Origin of the sequence: Azorhizobium oxalatiphilum, assembly GCF_014635325.1 — a bacterium.
In the GTDB taxonomy this organism is placed as follows: Bacteria; Pseudomonadota; Alphaproteobacteria; order Rhizobiales; family Xanthobacteraceae; genus Azorhizobium; species Azorhizobium oxalatiphilum.
The window spans coordinates 399,888-422,506 of record NZ_BMCT01000003.1; the positions used below are offsets into that span (position 1 = coordinate 399,888).

The following is a 22,619-nucleotide window of genomic DNA, read 5'->3' on the forward strand; positions in this document are numbered from 1 at the left end:
CCGTGATGTGCTGCAGCTGTGCGCTGTGGTGGAGGTTTACAGATTGGCCGTGCCGGTCCGGGGGGATCGGCATGGCGGTGATCTCCGCAGCCTCAGGCAAGCGGCCTGTCGTCCAATAGGCCTGATCCCTGCCTGAGCGACTGGCGGGATGGGCGGAGCGAATGTGAGGAGGGGCGGTGTCCGGCGCGGAGACCCGAAGCATCGAGTTTGAGCAGGCCGCCGTCGAGAGCGTTCTCGGCGGTTACGAGACCTTGCCGGGCGTCCGCGACGAGATGATGGATGCCGACGGGCTTCCGCGCGCCCATTGGGTGCCCTTCCTGTCCGAACTCGCCCAGCTTGGCCCGGAGGAACTGCGCCGCCGCTTCTCGTCCGCGGATCGTTACCTGCGCGAATCCGGCGTCTTCTACCGGGTCTATGACGACGTGGGTGGTGGCGAGCGGCCGTGGTCGCTCAGCCATGTGCCGCTGCTGCTGGAAAAATCCGACTTTGCCGAACTCGCCGCCGGGCTGGTGGAGAGGGCCGAGCTTCTGGAAGCGTTGCTCGCCGATCTCTACGGGCCGGGCACACTCGTCACCAACGGCGCCCTGCCGGCCGCCGCCGTGGCCGGAAGCCCGGAGTTCCTGCGGCCGCTGGTGGGGGTGACGCCGCGGGGCGGACGGTTCCTGCGCTTCTATGCGGCGGACGTGGGGCGCGGCCCCGATGGGCGCTGGTGGGTCCTTGCCGACCGCACGCAGGCGCCATCCGGCGTCGGCTATGCATTGGAGAACCGCCTTGCCGTGACCCGCGCCCTGCCGGACGTCTCCCAGACGCTGCGCATGGAGCGGCTCGCGTCCTTCTTCCAGACGTTCCGTGCCTCGCTTCTGAAGCTCGATTCCACGGGCGAGGGCAGGGTGGGCCTGCTCACCCCCGGCTCACTGAACGAGACCTATTTCGAGCATGCCCTGCTCGCCCGCTATCTCGGCTTCCTGCTGGTGGAGGGCGAGGACCTGACCGTGCGCGGCGATGCGGTGCACGTGCGCACCGTGGCCGGGCTGAAGCGGCTCGACGTTCTGCTGCGCCGCCTTGATGCGGATTTCGGCGATCCGCTGGAGCTGAACGCCCATTCCCGCCTTGGCGTGCCGGGCCTCGTGGAGGCGGTGCGCCAGGGCAGCGTGGCGCTGGCCAATGCGCTCGGTGCCGGCCTCGTTGAATCGCCGGCCCTGATGGCCTTTCTGCCGCGTCTCGCCGAAAGCCTGCTTGGTCATCCGTTGGCCCTGCCGCACGTGGGCACGTGGTGGTGTGGGCAGGAGGCGGAGCGGGCCGATGTGCTGGCCCATCTCGACGATCTCGTGCTCACCTCGGCTTTCGGCACGCTCATTCCCGGTCTGCCGCGCCGCTTTTCGGCGGTGGGCGCCGACCTTTCGCCCGCGCAGCGCAAGCGGGTCATGGCGCTGATTGCCCGGCGCGGCGAGGATCTGGTGGCGCAGGATATCGCCTGCGTCTCCACCATGCCGGTGTGGAACGGTGATCGTCTTGTGCCGCGCCCCTTCACCCTGCGCGTCTTCCTCGCCGCCACGGAGGATGGCTGGGAGGTGATGCCCGGCGGCTTCTGCCGCATCTCGGAGAGCCTCGACGCCCGCGCCTTTTCCATGCAGCGCGGCGATCGCTCGGCCGACGTGTGGGTGCTCTCCGATGGTGCGGTGTCCTCCGCTACCCTGATGCCCAGCCCGGAGAGCGTGCGTATCCGCCGCTCCTCCGGCACGCTGCCGAGCCGTGCAGCGGACAATCTGTTCTGGCTGGGGCGCTATCTGGAGCGCTCGGAGGCCACCTTGCGCGTTGTGCGGGCACTGGTCGGACGCCTCTCCGAGGTGGAGCCATCCTCCTCCGCGCCACTCGTCGCCCGCGTGCTCGGCATGCTCTCCACATGGGGGGCGATCCCGCGCGATCTCGCCCGTGCCAACCCCACCCGTTATGCCATCGCGGCGCTGACCCGCATGGACCTGCCCGGTGCCCTGCCGCAACTCGTGCGTAGCGCGCGGGCCTCCGCCTCCGTCATCCGCGACCGCTTTTCGCCGGACGGCTGGCGGGCGCTGCTGGATCTGGAGGGGTGCCTGACGGCGCCGGTGCCCAATGCCGCCTCCGAGGCCGATGTCTACGAACGGGCCGATGCGGCGCTGCGCATCATCGCCGCCTTCTCGGGCCTTGCTAGCGAGAACATGAACCGGCTGGCGGGCTGGCGCTTTCTGGAGATCGGCCGCCGCATCGAGCGCTCCATCGCCATCCTGCGCTTCGCCCGTGCCTTTGCCGAGCCGGATGCGCCGCGCGGTGCGCTCAACGTGCTGCTACAGCTGACCGACAGCCAGATCACCTACCGCACCCGCTATATGATCATGGAGGCGCGCGGTCCGGTGCTGGACCTCGTGCTGCTGGATCCGGACAATCCGCGCTCGCTGATGTTCCAGGTCCAGCGCATCGTGGATCATCTGCGTGTCCTGCCCGGCCGGGATCCGGATGCTCCGCCCTCGCTGGCGGAACGCCTCGTGGCGCGCATCCAGTCCGATCTCATCGCCCGCACCGCCGAGACATTCGAACTTGTGCATTTCGACGTGCTGGAGGCTGACCTGCTGAAACTGTCGGACGAGATCGGTCAGCACTATTTCATCCAGGGGCCGGAGGAGAACGTCTCCTGGCCTGCGGCCACCTGAATGATTTTTTCGCAACTCTTTTCGCCAAGGCGCTGCGCGCTTGTGCGGGAATGGCTCTGAAGGCGGCGCGATGCTCTACGACATTCGCCAGACCACCAGCTACACCTATGCCGCCCCCGTGCGGGCCAATCGGCAGGTGCTGCGGCTCTCGCCGGTGGATCGCAAGGGGCATCAGCATGTCATCGCCCACATGCTCGACATCTCGCCGCGTCCGAGCGAGATCGAGCGGGGACGGGACTTCTTCGGCAATGGCGTAGCCTGGATGGTGATCGACGCCGCGCACGACCGGCTGGAGATTTCCACCCGCAGCCGAGTGGAGGTGATCGTGGGGCCGCTGCCTGAGCCCATGCTCACCCCGACGATCGCAGAGGTCCGCGCGGTGGCGCTCGCCAGCACAGAACTAGGACCGGCCTCCCCGGTGCACGGGATGTTCGCCAGCCGCAGCGTGCCGCTGGACCTTGCCGTGACCGAATGGGCCGAGGCCTCCTGCGCGGAGGATCGGCCCATCCTGGCGGCGGCGCTCGAGGTGATGCACCGCATCCATGACGAATTCACCTACAAGCCCGGCGCCACCACCGTCACCACGCTGCCGGCCGAGGCTTTCGCGGCGCGCAGCGGCGTGTGCCAGGACTTTGCCCATGTGATGATCGCCGGGCTGCGGGGCGTGGGCGTGCCCGTGCGCTACGTGTCCGGCTATCTGCGCACCGTACCGCCGGAAGGCACGCCCCGGCTCGAAGGCGCGGACGCCACCCATGCCTGGGTGGAAGTGTGGTGCGGAGATAGCGCGGGCTGGATCGGTCTCGACCCCACCAATGCGATCCCGGCCGGCGAGGACCATGTGATCCTCGCGATCGGACGCGACTATGCGGACGTGTCGCCGGTGGATGGCGTGGTGGTGTCCTCGGGCACGCAGATCCTCGCCGTCGGCGTGGATGTGATCCCGGTGGAGCGCTCGCAAGCGGAAGCGCCGGCCTCCTGAGAGACCGGTGCTCTCCTCAAGCTAAGCGCCTCTTGCCTTAGAGCGTTTCAGTGTTTCATGGAAACACTGAAACGCTCCAACTCTTTGATAGAGGATGTCTTTCGGCTTGGATTGCGGAGCAATCAAAGCCGGACATGCTCTAGCGCCCCTTGCCCATGACGAGATCGGGCAGGCCGGTGGCGATCTGCGGGAACAGGCAGAGCAGGATCACGGCCAGGAACATCAGCAGCACGAAGGGCACCGTTCCCCAGATCACATCCTTCAGTGGGATGTCGGGGGCGATGTTCTTGATGACGAAGATGTTCAATCCCACTGGCGGATGGATCAGCCCCATCTCCATGACGATGGTCATCACCACGCCGAACCAGATCAGGTCGAAGCCCGCCGCGCGCAGTGGCGGCAGGATGATGGGCGCGGTCATCAGGATGATGGAGACCGGCGGCAGGAAGAAGCCGAGCACAATCACGAGGCCGAGGATGGTGGCCAACAGCAGCCATTTGGACAGCTGGAGGCCCACGATGGCCTGCGCCGCCGCCTGGCTGATGTGCAGATAGCTCATCACGTAGGAATAGAGCAGGGACATGCCGATGATGAGCATCAGCATGGTGGATTCGCGCAAAGTGGAGGTGAGGATGGGTGCGAGGTCCGTGGGCTTCCACACGCCATAGATCAGCGCGATGAGCAGCAGCGCAAGAATGCCGCCGAGACCCGCCGTCTCCGAGGGCGTGGCATAGCCGCCATAGAGCGCTACCATGACGCCCGTGAGCAGCACCACGAAGGGCAGCACGCGGGGCAAAGCCGCGAAACGGTCCCGCATGGTGAGGTTATCCTCGTGCAGGATCTGCGAGTGCACGCCCGTGCGCTCGTAGGCGGCCTTGGCGGTGCGGTATTCCTGCCGGAAGCGCACCATGGCATAGCCTGCGAACAGGATGACCAGCAGCAGGCCCGGCCCGAGGCCGGCGAGGAACAGGCGTCCCAGCGACTGCTCGGCAGCCACCGCATAGAGGATCATGGTGATGGACGGCGGCAGCAGGATGCCGAGCGTGCCGCCGGCGGCGATGATGCCGGCCGCAAACGCGCCGGAATAGCCGCGCTTGCGCATCTCCGGAATGCCCGCAGAGCCGATGGCCGAGCAGGTGGCGGGCGAGGAGCCGGCCATGGCCGCGAACAGGGCGCAGGCGAACACGTTGGCGATGCCAAGGCCGCCAGGGATGCGGTGCATCCAGGCATGCAGGGCCGAATAGAGGTCCTGTCCCGCCTTCGACTTGCCGATGGCGGCGCCCTTCAGGATGAAGAGCGGAATGGAGAGGAGGGTGATGGAAGCCATCTCCTCATAGACGTTCTGCGTCACCGTATCGAGAGAGGCGCTGGGCATGAAGCCGAACATGAACAGCACGGCGACGGCGCCCAGCGCGAAGGCGATGGGGATGCCGATGAACATGGTGGCGAGAGTTGCCCCGCCATACATCAGGCCGAGGACCAGCGTGCTCATGACTTGCGCCCTCCGGCCAACGCGCAGGCGAGCTGCAACGCGATCTGCACCGTGAGCAGCGTCATTCCGATGCTCATCAGGGAATAGGGAATCCACATGGGCGGGCCCCAGGTGGAGGAGGAGATGTGCCCGTCCTCCCATGCTTCGTGCAGCAGCGTGAAGGACTTCCAGGAGAAGAAGGCACAGAAGAGGAAACTGGCGAAATCCACCAGGATCAGCCGCGCGGCATTGACCCGGGGCGACAACAAGGCGGTCAGCGCCTCGATGGCCACATGCCCGCGCCGCCCCTGCACCCAGGCGGCGGTCATGAAGGTGGCGCCCACCAGCAGGAAGACGGCGGCCTCGTCCTGCCAGTAGGTGGGGGCGTGGAACACGAAGCGTACCACCACGCTGTAGGACAGGATCACGCTCGCCGCGATGAGGGCCAGCGAGGCGAGGATCACGATCGCCTTGTTGACCCCGGCAAGCGCCATCTGCAGCGCCCCGAGCACCGGATGCACCGCCTGCGCGGCGGAGACGGCGCGCGCCTCCGGCGACGCGGTGGCGGCGCCCGGCATTTCAAAGCCATGGGCGCTCATGCCTGGACCTCTTCGGCCAGCTTCAGCAGCTTGGCGGAGAGGGCAGTCTTGCCGGCATAGTCCTTCCAGGCGGTGTCGCGGGCGATGGTCCGCCACTGCTCGATCACGGCATCATCGAGATCCGAGACCTTGGCACCGGCCTTGGAGAAGACCTCCGCCACCTTCACGTCGTCCTCCTGCGCGCCCTTGAGGCCGAAGGGCTCCATTTCGGCGCCCACCGTGGTGATGAGGTCCTGCTGCGCCTTGGGCAGCTTGTCGAAGATGGTCTTCGACATGAGCAGCGGCTCAAGCATGAACCAGTAGGACTTGCCCTTGCCGGTGGCGAGATTCTTGGATAGTTCCTCCAGCCGGAAGGAGATGAGGCTGGTGGAGGAGGTGATGCCGGCATCGCAGGCGCCGGTCTGCATGGCCACATAAAGCTCGTTGGACGGCAGGTTGAGCACGGCGGCGCCGGCGGCCTGCAACATCAGGTCCATCTCGCGCGAGCCGCCGCGGATCTTCATGCCCTTGGCGTCGGCGGGCGTGACTAGCGGCCGCTCGCGGCTCGCCGCGCCACCCGCCTGCCAGACCCAGGTGATGATCTTGATGCCCTTGCCGTCGAGATAGGTGGCGAATTCCTCGCCCACCGGTTTGGTCTTCCAGGCGAGGCCCTGCGCATAGGAGGAGACGAGGCAGGGCATGAGGCCGATGTTGCACTCCGGCGCCTCGCCGCCGGCATAGGAGATGGGATAAAGCGACATATCCAGCGCGCCCTTCCGCATGGCGGAGAACTGCGCATTGGTCTTCATCAGCGATGAGCCGGGATAGATCTCGAATTTCAGTTCACCGTTGGAGCGCTTTTCCACCTCGGCGGCGAACTTGCGCACCAGACGGTCGCGGAAGTCGCCTTCATCGCCGCTGGAGGAGGGGAACTGGTGCGAGATCTTGAGCGTGGTGGCCGCGTTGGCCAGCCGCGAGAACGAGATCACGGCGGGGGCGGCGATGGCTCCGGCGAGCACATGGCGACGGGAAATAAGCATGGATATGTCCTCCTTGCGGCCGCGCGCAAAGCGGGCCGGGATGCTTGGCGTTTCCTCCCGACCGCCCCGATTTTTAAGGGGTCTGTGGCCGGAGCGTGTTCACTCGAACGCAGGTCTTACAAGGTCTGATTCAAATGACTTAACGTCATTATTGGTCAACAGATCAACTGTTGTTCGGGCGCTTTTCGCCCATTGGGCGCAAAATGTCCTCAGGCCACGGAGCGGTAGGTGTCCTTGTAGGTGTCGCGCAAGATATTCTTCTGCACCTTGCCCATGGTGTTGCGCGGCAGCTCGTCCACGAAATAGACCTTCTTCGGCAGCTTGAACTTGGCGAGCTTACCGTCGAGGGCCGCATGCACCTGCGCCTCGGTGAGGGTGGAGCCGGGCGTGCGGACGATCACCGCCGTGACGCCCTCGCCGAAATCCTTGTGCTGCAGGCCGATGACGGCGCTTTCCAGCACGCCGGGGATGGCGTCGATCTCGCCTTCCACTTCCTTCGGATAGACGTTGAAACCGCCGGTGATCACCAGATCCTTGCCGCGCCCGACGATATGGACATAGCCGCGCGCATCGATCTTGCCGAGGTCGCCGGTGATGAAATAGCCGTCGTGGAATTCGGAGGCGGTCTTTTCCGGCAGCTTCCAGTAGCCTTTGAAGACGTTCGGCCCCTTCACCTCGATGGAGCCGATCTCGTCCGCGCCCAGCACCGCTCCGGTGGCCGGATCTGCGATGCGCACGCTCACGTCCGGCAGCGGGAAGCCCACGGTGCCGGCGATGCGGTCGCCGTCATAGGGGTTGGAGGTGTTCATGCCGGTTTCGGTCATGCCGTAGCGCTCAAGAATGGCCTTGCCGGTCTTCTCCTCGAAGGCGCGATGGGTCTCGGCCAGCAGCGGCGCGGAGCCGGAGACGAACAGGCGCATGTGCGCGGTGGCCTCGCGGGTGAGGCCGGGCATGTCGATGAGGCGGGTGTAGAAGGTGGGCACGCCCATGAGCGTGCTGGCCTTCGGCATCAGGCGCAGCACTTCGGCGGCATCGAACTTCGGGCAGAAGATCATGCTGGCGCCCGACATCAGGATGATGTCGCCGGCCACGAACAGACCATGGGTATGGAAGATCGGCAGCGCGTGGATCAGCACGTCGTCCGCGGTGAAGCGCCAGTAATCGCGCAACGTCACCGCGTTCGAGAGCAGGTTGTCGTGGGTGAGCATGGCGCCCTTGGCGCGGCCCGTGGTGCCGGAGGTGTAGAGGATCCCGGCCAGATCATCCGCCGCGCGCGGCACGTCCTCGAAGGTCTCGCCGGCGCTTTCCGCCGCTTCCGTGATCGAGCCCCTGCCGTCGCTACCCAGCGTCTCCACGTGCGGCACGCCGAGCTTTGCGGCGAGCGTGCGCACATCGTTCGCCACTTCGGGGCGCACCACCACCACGGTGGGCTCGGCGTCAGAGAGGAAATATTCCAGCTCGGAGAGCGTATAGGCCGTATTGAGCGGCAGATAGACAGCACCCGCCCGCAGCGCCGCCATATAGAGCACGAAGGCGGTCCAGGATTTCTCCACCTGCACGGCCACCCGGTCGCCCGGCTTCACGCCGCGGGCCACCAGCACATTGGCGAGGCGGGCGGACAGGGCGAGGGCATCGGCATAGGTCGCCACCTCGCCATTGGGATGGATCGCGAGCGGCTTGCCGAGGTCCGGCATGGCTGCGCGGATGGCGGCGAAGAAATGGTTTGTGGTCGTCATGATGTGGGCACCAGAGCACGCGGGGCGGATTCGCCGCGCAGGAGTTTCTTCACCGCCGGGCTCGCCACCACCTCGCCCTTCACGGCGAAGGTCTCGTGGTTCTTCTCGATATCGGCGATCACATAGCGATAATTGACCATCGTCCCATAGGCCTGGGCGATGCCCTTGGGGGAGAGGTCGCCCATGGGGTTGAGCCGCTCCAGCCGGGCGCCATTGCCGAGATGGAAGCGGGCCACGGGGTCGATGGGCTTGCCCTTCGATGTCCTGGCGATCAGGAAATAATGGGCGGCGAGGCTGTTCATGAGCGTTGCCAGTTCCGCCCGCACCGCATCCTGCTCCACCCAGTCGGGAGCATCGAGCAGGGCCAGCAGCTCGCGGTCGGCGGAGGTGAGCACGGCGGAATTCTCCGACTTGCGCTCGGCATCCAGCCATTTGCGGAAGGCGGGCACGGGCGAGAGCGTCACGAAGGTGGTGAGCGAGGGGATTTCGCGGGAAATCTCCTCCACCACCTGCTTGATGAGGAAGTGGCCGAAGCTCACGCCGGCAAGCCCACGCTGGCAGTTGGAGATGGAATAGAAGACCGCCGTGGTGGCGGTGCCGGGCACGATGGGATCGCGCGTCTGGTCGAGGATGGGGGCGATGGCGCCGGGCGTCTCGCGCATGAGGGCCACTTCCACGAAGATCAGCGGCTCATCCACCAGCGCGGGGTGGAAGAAGGCGTAGCAATGCCGGTCCGGGCTGTCCACGCGGGCGCGCAGATCGTTCCAGTCGCGGATGGCGTGCACCGCCTCGTAGCGGATGATCTTCTCCAGCACGTTGGCGGGCGTGGACCAGTCGATCCGGCGCAGCACCAGAAAGCCCCGGTTGAACCAGGAGGAGAACAGGTGGCTGAAGTCATTGTCCACCGGCGCCAGCTCCTTGCGGCGCTCCATGGCGTCCATGAGATGCTCGCGCATGTGGACGAGATCGGCGGTGGCACCGGGTGCCATGTTGAGCCGGCGGAACAATTGCTGCCGGCGCGGCTCGCTGGCGGCGTGGATTTCGGCAATGGAGGCGTCGCTCGGCTTGGCCGCATAGGCGGCCATGGCCTTTTCCAGCCGGGTCGTGTCGGGCCCGAAGGTGGCCAGCAGGCTTTCAAAGAAGGCGATGCGCTCGCCGGTCTTCATCTGGGCATAGCGGGAGAGGATTTCAGCGGCGAGCGCGACCCCGGAGGCCTCGCCCCGGCCTGAGAGCAGTTCCTGGCAACGGTCCACCAGCGTGGCGGCACGGGTGGCGCCATTGGTGCGGCCGGATCGGTCCAGCAGGGCACGGCCGCGGTCCGCGATGGTCGCAAGAAGATCGCCGAAAAAGGAACTGTTGGACGTCATGTACGCCTGTCCTCTCGGTTGCGGGCCGGGAGCCGGGACGCAAGGACGGGCAGCAAGGAGCCCGTCACGCAGTCCCTTTGGCCTCGCATCCAGTCTAGCACGCCGCCCGCCCAGCCTGCTGCCTCCTATGAGGCGACGACTTGCATCCGTTGTCAATCATCATGTATGCAAGATTATAGGAATTGCATTTGGAGGCGTTCGGTGCGCGGCGAGGCCACTCCCCGGCTGCGGGAAGCCCTTGAGGACGATATCGTCTCTGGCCGGCTCAAGCCCGGTCAGCGGCTCGACGAGGTGAGCCTTGCCGAGCGCTTTGACGTATCGAGAACGCCGATCCGCGAGGCTTTGATCCAGCTGGCCGCCTCGGGAATGGTGGAGATCCGCCCGCGCCGGGGTGCCTTCGTGGCTTTGCTCGGCCCGCGCGCGCTCATCGAGAGCTTCGAGTTGATGGCGGAGATCGAGGCCGCCTGCGGCCGCCTCGCCGCCCGGCGCATGACGCCGGAAGATCGAGCCGCCATCGAGCAGAGCCATGCGGGCTGCGCCGCCGCTGTCGCGGCGGAGGACCGCGAGACCTATTATGCGGAAAATGCCCGCTTCCATGCCGCCATCTATGCGGCGACGGGCAATCGCGTGCTGGCCGGCGAAGCCCAGCGCCACCAGCGCCTGCTCCAGCCCTATCGGCGCCTGCAGCTCCGTGTGCCCCGGCGGATGGACGCCTCCTTCGCCGAGCACGAGGCCATTCTGGACGCCTTGCTGAAGGGCGATGGGGATCTCGCCGCCGAGCGCCTCAGGGCGCATGTGCTGGTGCAGGGCGAGCGGTTCCTGAACCTGATCACCGCTTTGCAGGACGAAGCAGAGGCGGTTGCCCGGGTGGGCTGACCGCCTCTGCCGAAGGTCTGGGTCAGCCGAGGGCGAAGTCCACCAGCAGCTTCATGTTGAGCGCGATGATGAGCAGGCCTGCGGCGGCAGCCAGCACCGTCTGCCAGCGTGGGGCCACATGCACGCCCATCTTGCGCCTGTCCGCCGTGAACATGACGAGCGGCACGATGGCGAAGGGCAGTTGCAGCGATAGCACCACCTGACTGAGGATCAGCAGCGTGGAGGCCCCCGACTCGCCATAGGCGATGGTGACGATCGCCGCCGGGACGATGGCGATGGCGCGGGTCAGCAGCCGCCGCAGCCAGGGCTGGATCCTCAACTCGATGAACCCCTCCATCACCGCCTGTCCGGCAATGGTGGCGGTGACGGTGGAGTTCAGGCCGCAGCACAGCAGCGCGATGGCGAACAGGGTGGGCGCCAGCGAGGAGCCCAGCAGCGGATTGAGCAGTTCGTGCGCCTTGCCCAGCTCCGCCACCTCGCCCGAGCCGGTGCCGTGGAAGGCGGCGGCGGCGAGGATGAGGATGGAGGCGTTGATGGTGAGCGCGAACATCAGCGCGAAGGTGGAGTCCCAGGTGGCGAAGCGGATAGCCTCGCGCACGCCTTCCTCCGAGGGGTCGTGCCTGCGCGTCTGCACGATGGCGGAGTGCAGATAGAGATTATGCGGCATGACCGTCGCGCCGAGGATGCCGAGCGCGAGATAGAGCATGTCGGGATTGGTCACGATCTCCGTCGTGGGGGCAAAGCCGCGGATCACCGCGCCCCAGTCCGGATCAGCCATCGCGATCTGCACGAAGAAGCAGGCCGCGATCACCGCCAGCAGGGCCATGATGAGCGCTTCCACGAAACGGAAGCCCAGCTTCTGCAGGCCGAGAATAAGGAACACATCCAGCGCGGTGATGATCACGCCGAGTTCCAGCGGGATGCCGAACAGCAGGTTGAGGCCGATGGCGGTGCCGATCACCTCCGCCAGATCGGTGGCGCAGATGGCCAGCTCCGCGAGGATCCAGAGCACGAAGGCGACAGGCTTGGGGAAGCTGTCGCGGCAGGCCTGCGCCAGATCGCGCCCGCTCGCGACGCCGAGGCGCGAGCATAGTGCCTGGAGCAGAATGGCGATGACATTGGAGAGCAGCGCCACGAACAGCAGCGCGTAGCCGAAGCGGGAGCCGCCGGCGAGCGAGGTCGCCCAGTTGCCGGGGTCCATGTAGCCGGTGGCGACGAGATAGCCGGGACCAAGGAACGCGAACAGGCGGCCGATGCGGCTGCGATGGCTGACCTTGATGCTTCCGTGGACATCCGAAAGCGCCGGCTCGCCACGCGGGCGACGCCAGCCATCGGACGGTTTCCTCAACTGATCCAGCATTCTGCACTCATCCACGTGGAAGCTTGGAATGAGAATGGATAAAGGCGCAATGTCTGTCAATGCAATTGCGAATGAATTGCAAAAACGAACGAAAGACCTGAGCTGGGCAGGCCTGATCCGGCTGCGCCGCCCTCTTCCGCGCGTTCGGTTCAGGGGGGGGTAGCCGCCTGAACCGGTGGAGAGGGCAGGGGGGCGTGCGGGCAAAGAAAAACCCCGGCGGTTGCCCGCCGGGGTTCTCCGAACCTGTGATCCCGAAAGGATCAGAAGCTGCGCTGGGCGCGGAAACCGCCCGACCACACGTCGGTGGAACCGCCGACCAGAGCGGTCGCGCTGCCCGTGCCGTTGGTGGCGTAGTTGTTGAGCGGCACGTCACCATCGACCTTCGAGTAGAGGACTTCGAGGCCGAGGTCGAGGTTCTTCACCGGCGACCAGATGGTGTTGGCGCCGACCTGCCACAGGCTCACGTCCTCGGCGCCGACGGTGTTGTCCGACACGCTGACGTCCACGTAACCACCGAACACCGACGAGCGGACGCCGGGGGTCCAGAAGTGACGATACTGAGCCTGGATCGCCCAGGCGGTGGTGGTGCTGTAGGACAGCGTGTTGGCGTTCCACGTGGCGTCCGACAGCGGGTAATAGGCGCCGCCGGAGGTCAGGAGCGAGGAGCCGAGGTCGACGCGGCCGAGGCCGGTGGCGCGGCCCTGGTTGGTGCCCGACAGGCCGACATAGCTCAGGGCGCCGTCAGCATAGTTGGCCTGGATGTACAGGCTGTCGCCCTTGGCGATCATCGGCAGCTTGATCTCGACTGCGCCGCCCAGAGCCCAGCCCCAGGTGTCGTCCGAGTTCTGGCCGAGGAACGAGGTGCCGGTGGCGGTGCCGATCGGGGTGAGCGCGCCCACCTGATGCGCAGCCGCGGAGAACTGCGCCGAGCCCCAGGCCTGATCGATGCGGATGTTGCCGACGATGTCCGGGATTTCCTGGCCGGACTGGTAGTTGCTGTAGCCAAGGCCACCGGTGGTGCTGAACACGCCGGCGGACGTCGCCTGCACGCCGGTGATGCGGTTGGCAGCGTCTTCGAGGGCGATAGTCGCCGAGAAGCCGTTGCCGAACTGCGCGGTGTAGGCGAGGGCCGAGGTCAGCTGGTTCGAGCCGGCATACAGCGTGGTGTAGGCATAGCTGATGCCGGTGTCGAAGAACGACTGGCTGTAGCCGAAGGTGAAGCCCGCGAACTGGATGAAGGCGCGCTCGAAATACATGCCGATGCCGGAGCCCGAACCGGCGCCCGTCTGGGATTCCCAGTTCATGCCGAAGCGGATGTAGGAGCGCAGGGTGCCGTAGTCGGTCTGCGTGCGCGCATCCATGCCCATGACGGCGCGAACGCGCGTCAGGTAGGACGCATCGTCATCGTCGCGATAGGGGAAGGCGGCGCTGCCGGCGCCCGGGCCGTTGAAGCCGGCGCCAGTGCCGGACGAGATGGCCGGATTGAAGGTGCCGGTGGAGTTCAGATAGGTGTCGAAGCGGGCGAAGCCGTCGATCTTCAGGCAGGTGTCGGTGCCGGGGATGTAGTAGAAGCCCGCGCCGTAGGCGGAGCAAACCCGCACATATTCAACGGCCTTGGCCTTCACGGGCAGGTCGGCAGCATGGGCGCCGGCAATGGCGGTGAGCCCCGCAACACTGCCGAGCAGAGCACTCTTTACGATGTTCAAAGTGACCTCCAAATGGTCTTCGGAGGGAGCCTGCTCGCAGCGAAGGTGCCTGCCCCACCATCGCCTGATCCCGACCCCAGCCCCATCGCTCTGGCCCGAATGGGCCAACGCAACGTCAAGTGACTGGGGTGCCCCCCTCGCTTCACCAGCCAAGAAAACACTATTGTTCACTTGACGCGGCGGACCATAGATGGATCGCTTTCCGGGTGTCAATTGATGGTAAGTCCAATCAAGAGTGTGTGCGACTTTTGTGCCACAGTCTGCGCTGCGATGCTCAGTAACTTTCCATCGCCATGGCAGTGCGACGAACGACAAGTCTTTGTCCGACTACTGATTCTGCAATTTATATTTTGGTTGTGCGGTGCTTCTGCGGTTGCAGGGCTTCACGTGAAGAGCCCGGCGCGGACGCGGGGGGCAGGTCAGCGTCCGCGCCGGGTCTTGCTCACACACCACATGCGGTGCGGGTGCCTGCGGCGGTGCTGCGCAGGCGACTGTGCCCGGCCACCGGATCGGCTGGATCGACTTCGGCAGGTCAGCATGCTGCCTGCGCGTTTTCGAGATATGGACTCGCATCATGCGTCGCAAGTAACGAGATCGTGTGAGTGCCATTTCGTGTGATTACAATCATCTCATGGCTAATGGCGTGTAGTAAATGTCGCAGAATTTTACGAGTTAATGTCGTCTGGTTGTCATGTTTGGTGGGTGCCTGTGGATTGATGTACAAGTGTCACCTTGATTGATTGCTCTTGCTTTTGATCGCGATGCGCAATTTCGATCAAAATTACGGAGCGGATGGTCGCAGCGCAGGCGGCCTCGCAAGGGCGGCCAACAGAGCGCCTGATCAACGTCCCGCAATATTCAGCTCGCGCCTATGGCTGTGAATGCGATTCGCGAAAGCGGGCTTGTGGGGGAGCGAAAGCTTCGGGGGAGCAGGTATGCAAAGTCGTGGGCCTTAGTTTGCCCAGTCCCTGCCCGAACCGGATTGACTCACTCAATACGCCCAAGCGTCGGCTTGGGCAATCCTTTGCGACCGATTGCTCTCATGTGCCGCTTTCATCAATCCGTCCGTCATCTCCCGGCGCCCTGAGCCCGTTGCCCGATACATGCGCTGTGGTGCGCATGACCGCGCGACAGTGTGGCCTTGCCCCGGCGGGGCACTGCGGCCAAAGTCGCGGCAACGCGGGCGTCAAGTCCGGATAGGTCGGTTCAAGGAGGAAACGGTATGCCTCAGGCCACCGCTGCAGGTGAGACCTATGACTATGTGATCGTCGGCGCGGGATCCGCCGGCTGCGTGCTCGCCAATCGGCTGTCCGCCGACCCGAATGTGCGGGTGGCGGTGGTGGAGGCCGGCGGCAAGGACGACTGGATCTGGTTCCACATTCCTGTCGGTTATCTGTTCGCCATCGGCAATCCGCGCGCGGACTGGTGCTTCAAGACCGAGCCCGAAGCCGGACTGAACGGCCGGGCGCTCTCCTATCCGCGCGGCAAGGCCATCGGCGGCTCCTCGGCCATCAACGCCATGATCTACATGCGCGGGCAGGCGGCGGATTATGATCACTGGCGGCAATTGGGGCTCGCCGGCTGGGGCTGGGATGAGGTGGAGCCGCTGTTCAAGAGCCACGAGGATCATTTCCTTGGCCCCAACGCCCATCACGGCAAGGGCGGCGAATGGCATGTGGAGTTTCCCCGCATCACCTGGCCACTGCTGGATGTGGTGCGCGCGGCGGCGGGACAGGCGGGCATCGCTTCCATCGACGACTTCAACACGGGCGACAATGAGGGAGCCTGCTATTTCCACGTGAACCAGAAACGTGGCCTGCGCTGGAGCGCGGCGCGCGGCTTTCTGAAGCCCGTGCTCAACAGACCCAACCTCGATCTCGTGACCACGGGCCATGTGGAGCGGGTGATGGTGGAGGCGGGCCGCGCCACCGGCATCGTGCTGCGCGGCAACGAGGGCCAGCGTACGCTGCGGGCACGCCGCGAGGTGGTGCTGGCGGCAGGCGCGCTCGGCTCGCCCCAGCTGCTCATGCTGTCCGGTATCGGCCCGGCGGAGCATCTGAAGGCCAAGGGCATCGATGTGGTTCTGGACAAGCCGGGCGTGGGCGCGAACCTGCAGGACCATCTGCAATTGCGGCTCGTCTACAAGGTGCAGGGCATCGGCACGCTGAACCAGCGCTATCACTCTCTGCCGGGCCGGATCGGCATGGGGCTGGAATATGCGCTGTTCCGGCGCGGACCGCTCACCATGGCGCCCTCGCAGCTTGGCATCTTCACGCGCTCCGATCCGGGGCAGGAGAGGGCGAACATCGAGTTCCATGTCCAGCCGCTCTCGCTCGACAAGTTTGGGGATCCGCTGCATCGCTTTCCGGCCTTCACCATGAGCGTGTGCAACCTGCGCCCGACCTCACGCGGCACCATCCGGCTGAAGAGCGCCGATCCGCTGGCGCCGCCGGAAATCCGCCCCCACTATCTCACCACGGAGGAGGACCGGCAGGTGGCGGCGGATTCCATCCGCGTCGCCCGACGCCTCGCCGCTCAGCCGGCGCTCAGCCCATACCACCCCGAAGAACTGCTGCCCGGCCCGACCATATCGAATGATGATGAGGCCGCGCTCGCCAGGGCGGCAGGCGATGTGGGCACCACCATCTTCCATCCCGTCGGCACGGCGAAGATGGGCCTTGCGACCGATCCGCTGGCGGTGGTCGATGGCCGGCTGAAAGTCTACGGCATCGAGGGGCTGCGGGTGGTGGACGCGTCCGTCATGCCGACCATAACCTCGGGCAACACCAATTCGCCGACCATCATGATCGGCGAGAAGGGGGCCCGCATGATCCTGGAGGATGCCCGCGCATGATGACGTATGGGTCACGCAAAAGCTCGCGCTCAACGGCCCTTCTGCGGGCCGCGGGCCTGTGTCTCGCAGCCTTTCCGGCGTCCGCTTCCAGCCCGGATGCCTGGGCGGAGCTGTTCGGCAAGGCGAAGGCGGCTTGCCTGAAGGCCAGCGGCCTGAAGGAGGCACGGGCACTTGGCGCGCCCACGGATTTTTCCGATCGTGTTCTCGTGCTGGTGTCCGGCCGTTGGCCGCAGCCGCACATGAAGAACCAGAAGGCGACCTTCGCCTGTCTGTATGGCAAGGCGTCGGGACAGGCGGAGGCGCAGGAACTGACGACGCCGCCCTGAGCAGCATCATCAGTGTCCGCATGAAGATCAGGAAGCGGCGTCCGCGCCCATGGCGGGTGCCTTGCGAGCCAGCCCGTCGAACAGATCGAGCAGGCGCTCACGCCACGCATGGACCGGATCATCGGTTTCCAGCAGCTCGATCTTCTTGATGCAGCGGGCCCACATGAACATGCCGAACAGGCAATAGTCGGCATAGGTGGGGGCTTCGCCGCACAGGAAGGGCTGCTCGCTCAGCACGGCGCGCGCGGGCGCCAGGCCGGCCCGGAAATCGGTAACGTGCTTTTCCGTCTCGGTGCCGAACTCTTCCAGTTTGCGATTGAAGCGGGTTTCGCGCGAGGTGCGGAAATAGGCCCGGTCGTTCTCGTGCACCAGAGTGAAAATGTCGTAGGTGAGGATCATGCGCAGCGGCAGCACCTGCGTGCTGTCCGCCCAGCTGTTGCAGAAGCGGGCGAAGCTGCGCCCCTGCGCACTGCCGAACAGGGAAGGCCGATCGGGGTATCGATCTTCCAGATAGGTCGCGATGCGCCAGGAGTCCGAGAGGACGGTTTCGTCATCCACCAGCACGGGCACGAACCCCTGGCCGGAGAAGGCGATGTTCGCCTTTTCCGAGAAGCGCCACGGCAGGCGCTCGGCTGCGAGGCCCTTGTGCGCCAGCGCCATGCGCGTCTTCCAGCAGTGTGGACTGAAACGCAGCTCGGCATCGGCGCCGGCGAGTTCGTAGAGCGTGAGCGACAAGCCTGTTCTCCTGATCATCCGCTGAAAACGAACATGCCGGGCGCTTGCGGCGCCCGGCATGTCAGATGATGGCCTGTATGTGTGCAGGCTTCAACGCTTGCGGCGGCCGCGTGCAGGCGGCAGCGCGGCGGCGGGAGCAGCAGCCGGCTTGGCCTTGCCCTTTGCGGGCGTAGCAGGCTTCGCGGCCGGCTTGGCGGTTGCCTTGGCCTTGGCCGGAGCCTTCGCAGGCGCGGGCTCCGCGACCTTGGCGGGGGCAGCGCTCTTGGCGGTTGCCGTCTTGGCGGTCGCAGCCTTTGCGGCCACGGGCTTGGCCGCGGCGCTCTTGGCAGGGGCCTTCGCCGGCTTGGCGGGGCTCTTGGCGGGCGCGGCCTTGGCGGCGGGAGCCGCTGCCGGCTTTGCTGCCGCCTTCGCGGCCTTGGCCGGCGCCTTCACCGCAGGGGCAGCCTTGGCGGCCGGCGCCTTGGCAGCGGCCTTCGGCTTCGTGCTGACGGCGGTGGACGCGGCGGCGCCCTTCGCGGCAGCCTTGGTCTTGGCGGCCGGAGCGGGGGCAGCCTTGGGGGCGACCTTGGTCTTGGCAGCACGCGGCTGCGGCTTCACGGCTTCCACCGGCTCGGCGGCTGCGGGCGCGGCCAGTTCGGCGACGACGGGGGCGACGACCGGCGCGGCGGCGGCGGCCTTGGCGGCGGCATCGAGGCCCGCGAGCACGGAGCCGACCACCAGCGCCACGAACGCCGGGGTCTCATCCATCACCGGCAGGCGGTGGATGTGCTTGCGCACCAGCATGTAGAGGAAGGTGGAGTGCAGATGCCAGGCGAGCTCGCGATCAATGGGATCCACGGCGGCGCGATCCGGCAGGCCGCGTTCCGCGCGCAGTTCCTTCTGCAGGATCTTGAGCAGGCGGTTGGCATGGGTGTCCATGTAGCGGATGGCGACGTCGGTGCCGGCGAGGCCGGCATAGAGCGCGACGCGGATCCAGTGGCTTTCGTCCGCCGCCTTCAGATAGGCGTTGTAGAAGCCCTCGAGGCGCTCCTTCAGCGGGATGGCGCGATCCTTGAGGCGGGCTTCCCAGTCCTTCGACCAGCGCTGGACGAAGACGTCCTCATAGACCGCTTCCACCAGCGCCTGCTTGGTGGCGAAGTAGCGGAAGATGAGCCCCTGCGAAATGCCGAGGCGGGAGGCGAGGTCGCGGGTCTGCGCCTCGAAGCCCTTCTCGGCGAAGAACTGCACGGCGGCATCCAGGATCATGCGGTGGCGCACCTGCGGCGCCAGACGGCTGCGTGCGGCTTCCTGAGCAGCCGCACCTTTGGCCTTGGAGGCCTTGGAGGCGGCAGCCTTGGGGGCAGCGGCCTTCTTCGCGGGAGCAGCGGCGCGTGCTGCGGAGCGGGAGGGGGAAGATTTACGTGTGGCCAAGGGCTGGTCCTCTTGATTGCCGACCTCTACTTGAAGCCAGCTTGACTTAATTTTACCTCCAAACCTGCGTAGTGACAACACGGTCAATATGTCCCGGTGTAATGAGCCCGAAGTTAGCAGTTTGTTCTCATCCGCACGGCTGTCTCCCGGCGGTCGGAAACAGGATCGCGGATTGCGCTTTGCATGCCATCCATTTTCGACTTCGCCGCAGGGAATGAGCAGACGCTCGGCATGCCGCAGGACGGATCTGTTTGCCGGCCGCGGCGATCGGGCTATCCGGTTCGCGCGGCGGGGAGGGAGGGGCCGGAGGCGCGTCGCCACGACCTGGGCTGATGGCCGGGGCGACCCCGCAGTTCCGGCGAGGCGGGGGCATGCGGGGGAGGGGACGCATCTTCCGATACGTCATCCTCACGGTCCAAACCTCCTTTTAACGCACGCGCGCTAAACCTTGCAGAACCAGCCGTTCCCGCGAACGGCCTGCTGGGTTCCGGATGCACATGCCTTCTTCGAATACGCCCCCGAAGCCGACCTATCCCCGCTTTTCCACAGGTCCGCTGGCCAGCGACGACCGTGGTCTGTCCTATCCCGCGCCGCACCGCCTTCATGTGCAGCCGACGGGCGGGGCAGCGTTGACGGTGACGCCATGGATCGCCAGCGAGCTCGTCCCCAGCTGGCTGGTGCCGTTCACCATCGACGAGAACACCCGTTTCACCCGCACGCCGGATCACCTGCTGCGGCGCCATCATCCCGAGGAGGATGGGGCGGTGGATGCCGAAGCCGATGATCGTGCACACGATGTGGACGAGGCGGCGATCGAACACGATCCGGTGACTGCGGAGGCCGAGGGCAGCGATGATTTCGCCTTCGCCAGCCGCCACTGGTCGTTCATGCCGGTGGAGGACGAGACCGTCGATCAGGCGGCCGTCTATCCGCAGGAGCAGGATGAACAGGTCGAGACGGAGGCAGGGCTTGCCGTCCCGGAAATGATGCCGCAGGCCGGCGCGATGGAAGAGATGACGAGCGAGGATATGGCAGTGGCGGATGTGGCGATGGAGGAGGCTGCGACCGCGCAGGTGGCTGCATCTTCGGATGTCCCCTCCGCCGAGATCCGGATGAATGATGTATCGCAATCGGCCGATGACGTGCCGGTGGAGACGGATGCTCAGCCCGAGCTCATGAGCGCGGAAGCTGCCCCCTCCACGCAGGACGTCCCGATAGCGGATGCCGATCTTCTCGCCGACGTTCCGCCGCGCCTGCATGCGCTGGCGCGGCTGGTGGTCATCGGCAGGATCGCCCTTCCCGAGCCCGCAATTGAGCAGGATCTTCTCCCGCCCGAGCCCGAACCCGTGGTCGAGGAACCGGCGGCAGCCGAGGACGCCAATCCCGAGCCCATCCTCCAGAAGGATGAAGAGCCGGCTGGTTCGTCCGCATTGTCTTCGCAGGGCATCTTCACCATTTCCGGTTTCGGCTGGCCGCTCTACCAGCAGAGCGTGACCATCGGCGCCACCGCTCCCGCCGCGCCGCAGCCCCCGGCCGAGGCGGGCGTGGAAGAGCAGGAGCAGGAGCCGGCGCAGGAGCCCGAGGCTGATATCCTCGGCGACGTCGTCTCCGTCGCGGAACAGGACCCGGTCGAGGAAGATGCGCCCGCACCCGTCGTCGAGGAGCGGCCCGAGGCGGCGCAGGTGATGTTCGCATCGGAGGGCTACGAACTGCCGTCGCTGGAACTGCTGGCCGAGCCGCCCGTGGTGGAGCCGCCGTTCGATCTGTCGGAAGAATTCCTCGAGCAGAATAGCCAGACCCTGCAGCAGACCCTGCGCGACTTCGGCGTGCGCGGTGAGATCATCGATGCCAATCCCGGACCGGTGGTGACGCTCTATGAGCTGGAGCCGGCTCCCGGTACCAAGTCGTCCCGCGTCATCGGCCTGTCCGCCGATATCGCCCGCTCCATGAGCGCCATCTCGGCTCGCGTGGCGGTGGTGGAGGGTCGCAACGTCATCGGCATCGAGCTGCCCAACCGGGTGCGTGAGACGGTGTGGCTGCGCGAACTGCTGGCCGACCACGGCTTCGGCGAGGCGCGAGCCAAGCTCGGCCTCTGCCTTGGCAAGACCATCGGCGGTGAGCCGGTGATCGCGGATCTCGCCCGCATGCCGCATCTGCTGGTGGCGGGCACCACGGGCTCCGGCAAGTCGGTGGCCATCAACACCATGATCCTGTCGCTGCTCTACCGGCATGCGCCGGAAGCCTGCCGGCTGATCATGATCGACCCGAAGATGCTGGAACTCTCCGTGTATGAGGGTATTCCGCACCTGCTCACCCCGGTGGTGACGGACCCCAAGAAGGCGATCACGGCCCTGAAGTGGGCGGTGCGCGAGATGGAGGACCGCTACCGCAAGATGAGCCGCCTCGCTGTGCGCAACATCGACGGCTTCAACGCCCGCGTGACTGAAGCCGCCGCCAATGGCGAGGTGATCACCCGCATCGTCGAGCGCGGCTTCGACAAGGAGACCGGCGAGATGGTGAGCGAGGAGGAGGTCATGGACCTCACCCCGCTGCCTTACATCGTCATCATCGTCGACGAGATGGCCGACCTGATGATGGTGGCCGGCAAGGAGATCGAGGGCGCCATCCAGCGCCTCGCCCAGATGGCCCGCGCCGCCGGCATCCATCTGGTGATGGCCACCCAGCGCCCGTCGGTGGACGTGATCACCGGCACCATCAAGGCCAATTTCCCCACCCGTATCTCCTTCCAGGTGACTTCGAAGATCGACAGCCGCACCATCCTCGGCGAAATGGGCGCCGAGCAACTGCTGGGCCAGGGCGACATGCTCTATATGGCCGGCGGCGGACGCATCACCCGCGTGCATGGCCCCTTCGTCTCCGACCACGAGGTGGAGAAGGTGGTGGCCCATCTGAAGACGCAGGGCCGCCCCGAATATCTCGACGCCGTGACGTCCGATGAGGAAGATGAGGTCGCGGCCGAGGAGGATGCCGGCGCGGTGTTCGACAAGTCCGCCATGGCCGAGGAGGGCGGTGGCGATCACTATGAGCAGGCCATCGCGGTGGTGCTGCGTGACCGCAAGGCGTCCACCTCCTACATCCAGCGCCGTCTCCAGATCGGCTACAACAAGGCGGCCAGCCTGATGGAGCGCATGGAGCAGGAAGGCATCGTCGGCCCGGCCAACCATGCCGGCAAGCGCGAGATCCTGGCGTCTCGGGCACCCAGCGGTCTTTGATCCCTCGATTGCCGGGCCAAGCCGCCCGGCAATCTCCCGACCGCGCGGACGGATGCGGGTGATCGGCCTGTGAGGCGTCTGCCTGTGGACAGTTCCGCGTCTGTTGTCTGCCGGTTGCCGCCCGGCCCGACATGCCTTATGAACAGCTTGGCTTGGCTTCGGCCATGCCCGCTGCACCCGTAGCTCAGCTGGATAGAGCGTTGCCCTCCGAAGGCAAAGGTCGCACGTTCGAATCGTGCCGGGTGCGCCAGTTAAATCAAACAC

At 66.1% G+C, this 22,619-nt stretch carries 15 protein-coding genes and 1 tRNA gene; 7 read left to right on the forward strand and 9 right to left on the reverse strand.

The genetic code is table 11. From position 1 onward, the window contains the following. Nucleotides 1–176 precede the first annotated feature (176 nt). Together IEW24_RS13785 and IEW24_RS13790 are read left to right on the forward strand one after the other, a co-directional pair. Entirely contained in the window at nt 177–2,684 is a 2,508-nt protein-coding gene (locus IEW24_RS13785) for a circularly permuted type 2 ATP-grasp protein (RefSeq protein WP_244644386.1), read from the forward strand. Between the two features lie 70 nt (nt 2,685–2,754). Beyond that, nucleotides 2,755–3,663, forward strand: a complete 909-nt coding sequence (locus IEW24_RS13790; RefSeq protein WP_188579458.1) for a transglutaminase family protein — start codon at nt 2,755–2,757, stop codon at nt 3,661–3,663. A 139-nt stretch (nt 3,664–3,802) separates the two neighbouring features. Here IEW24_RS13790 and IEW24_RS13795 read toward each other — a convergent pair whose 3' ends face one another. The 5 genes from IEW24_RS13795 to IEW24_RS13815 form a co-directional block, all read right to left on the reverse strand. After that, nucleotides 3,803–5,155 (reverse strand): TRAP transporter large permease, encoded by a 1,353-nt coding sequence (locus IEW24_RS13795; protein ID WP_188579460.1) that lies wholly within the window; start codon nt 5,153–5,155, stop codon nt 3,803–3,805. Beyond that, entirely contained in the window at nt 5,152–5,733 is a 582-nt protein-coding gene (locus IEW24_RS13800) for a TRAP transporter small permease (protein ID WP_188579462.1), read from the reverse strand. The genes IEW24_RS13795 and IEW24_RS13800 overlap by 4 nt, the downstream gene beginning before the upstream one ends. Then, nucleotides 5,730–6,752 (reverse strand): TRAP transporter substrate-binding protein DctP, encoded by a 1,023-nt coding sequence (dctP, locus tag IEW24_RS13805; protein WP_188579463.1) that lies wholly within the window; start codon nt 6,750–6,752, stop codon nt 5,730–5,732. The genes IEW24_RS13800 and dctP overlap by 4 nt, the downstream gene beginning before the upstream one ends. Nucleotides 6,753–6,961: 209 nt before the next feature. Continuing rightward, nucleotides 6,962–8,488 carry a malonate--CoA ligase gene (locus tag IEW24_RS13810; RefSeq protein ID WP_188579465.1) on the reverse strand — a complete coding sequence of 509 codons (1,527 nt, stop codon included), beginning with the start codon at nt 8,486–8,488 and terminating at the stop codon, nt 6,962–6,964. Then, nucleotides 8,485–9,855, reverse strand: a complete 1,371-nt coding sequence (locus tag IEW24_RS13815) for a malonyl-CoA decarboxylase (RefSeq protein WP_188579466.1) — start codon at nt 9,853–9,855, stop codon at nt 8,485–8,487. Before IEW24_RS13815 ends, IEW24_RS13810 begins: the two co-directional genes overlap by 4 nt. A gap of 201 nt (nt 9,856–10,056) precedes the next feature. On the opposite strand from IEW24_RS13815, the gene IEW24_RS13820 reads away from it, so the two are divergent. Beyond that, a complete protein-coding gene (locus tag IEW24_RS13820; RefSeq protein ID WP_188579468.1) occupies nt 10,057–10,731 on the forward strand; it encodes a GntR family transcriptional regulator in 675 nt (224 codons plus the stop codon). Between the two features lie 22 nt (nt 10,732–10,753). Here IEW24_RS13820 and IEW24_RS13825 read toward each other — a convergent pair whose 3' ends face one another. Beyond that, nucleotides 10,754–12,091, reverse strand: a complete 1,338-nt coding sequence (locus IEW24_RS13825) for an Nramp family divalent metal transporter (RefSeq protein ID WP_188579470.1) — start codon at nt 12,089–12,091, stop codon at nt 10,754–10,756. A gap of 260 nt (nt 12,092–12,351) precedes the next feature. Continuing rightward, nucleotides 12,352–13,797: a porin gene (locus IEW24_RS13830; RefSeq protein WP_188579472.1), complete on the reverse strand. Its 1,446-nt coding sequence runs from the start codon at nt 13,795–13,797 to the stop codon at nt 12,352–12,354. Nucleotides 13,798–15,019: 1,222 nt separating this feature from the next. On the opposite strand from IEW24_RS13830, the gene IEW24_RS13835 reads away from it, so the two are divergent. Beyond that, a complete protein-coding gene (locus IEW24_RS13835; RefSeq protein WP_188579474.1) occupies nt 15,020–16,651 on the forward strand; it encodes a GMC family oxidoreductase in 1,632 nt (543 codons plus the stop codon). Continuing rightward, nucleotides 16,648–16,977, forward strand: coding sequence for a hypothetical protein (locus tag IEW24_RS13840; protein WP_210324206.1), 330 nt, complete (start codon nt 16,648–16,650; stop codon nt 16,975–16,977). Before IEW24_RS13835 ends, IEW24_RS13840 begins: the two co-directional genes overlap by 4 nt. Nucleotides 16,978–17,004: 27 nt before the next feature. Here the strand turns inward: IEW24_RS13840 and IEW24_RS13845 are convergent, their stop codons facing one another. After that, nucleotides 17,005–17,712, reverse strand: coding sequence for a glutathione S-transferase N-terminal domain-containing protein (locus tag IEW24_RS13845; protein ID WP_244644387.1), 708 nt, complete (start codon nt 17,710–17,712; stop codon nt 17,005–17,007). Between the two features lie 90 nt (nt 17,713–17,802). Then, a complete protein-coding gene (locus tag IEW24_RS13850) occupies nt 17,803–19,122 on the reverse strand; it encodes a TetR/AcrR family transcriptional regulator (protein WP_188579478.1) in 1,320 nt (439 codons plus the stop codon). A gap of 497 nt (nt 19,123–19,619) precedes the next feature. Here IEW24_RS13850 and IEW24_RS13855 point away from each other — a divergent pair, with 497 nt between their 5' ends. Continuing rightward, nucleotides 19,620–22,355, forward strand: coding sequence for a DNA translocase FtsK (locus IEW24_RS13855; protein ID WP_188579480.1), 2,736 nt, complete (start codon nt 19,620–19,622; stop codon nt 22,353–22,355). Nucleotides 22,356–22,528: 173 nt separating this feature from the next. Then, nucleotides 22,529–22,605: transfer RNA gene (locus IEW24_RS13860), tRNA-Arg, on the forward strand. Nucleotides 22,606–22,619: the final 14 nt, after the last annotated feature.

Coding starts and splice junctions, on each gene's coding strand:
- IEW24_RS13790 (WP_188579458.1), top strand. CDS start 2,755: ATGCTCTACGACATTCGCCAGACCACCAGCTACACCTATGCCGCCCCC.
- IEW24_RS13795 (WP_188579460.1), bottom strand. CDS start 5,155: ATGAGCACGCTGGTCCTCGGCCTGATGTATGGCGGGGCAACTCTCGCC.
- IEW24_RS13800 (WP_188579462.1), bottom strand. CDS start 5,733: ATGAGCGCCCATGGCTTTGAAATGCCGGGCGCCGCCACCGCGTCGCCG.
- dctP (WP_188579463.1), bottom strand. CDS start 6,752: ATGCTTATTTCCCGTCGCCATGTGCTCGCCGGAGCCATCGCCGCCCCC.
- IEW24_RS13810 (WP_188579465.1), bottom strand. CDS start 8,488: ATGACGACCACAAACCATTTCTTCGCCGCCATCCGCGCAGCCATGCCG.
- IEW24_RS13815 (WP_188579466.1), bottom strand. CDS start 9,855: ATGACGTCCAACAGTTCCTTTTTCGGCGATCTTCTTGCGACCATCGCG.
- IEW24_RS13825 (WP_188579470.1), bottom strand. CDS start 12,091: ATGCTGGATCAGTTGAGGAAACCGTCCGATGGCTGGCGTCGCCCGCGT.
- IEW24_RS13835 (WP_188579474.1), top strand. CDS start 15,020: ATGCCTCAGGCCACCGCTGCAGGTGAGACCTATGACTATGTGATCGTC.
- IEW24_RS13840 (WP_210324206.1), top strand. CDS start 16,648: ATGATGACGTATGGGTCACGCAAAAGCTCGCGCTCAACGGCCCTTCTG.
- IEW24_RS13855 (WP_188579480.1), top strand. CDS start 19,620: ATGCCTTCTTCGAATACGCCCCCGAAGCCGACCTATCCCCGCTTTTCC.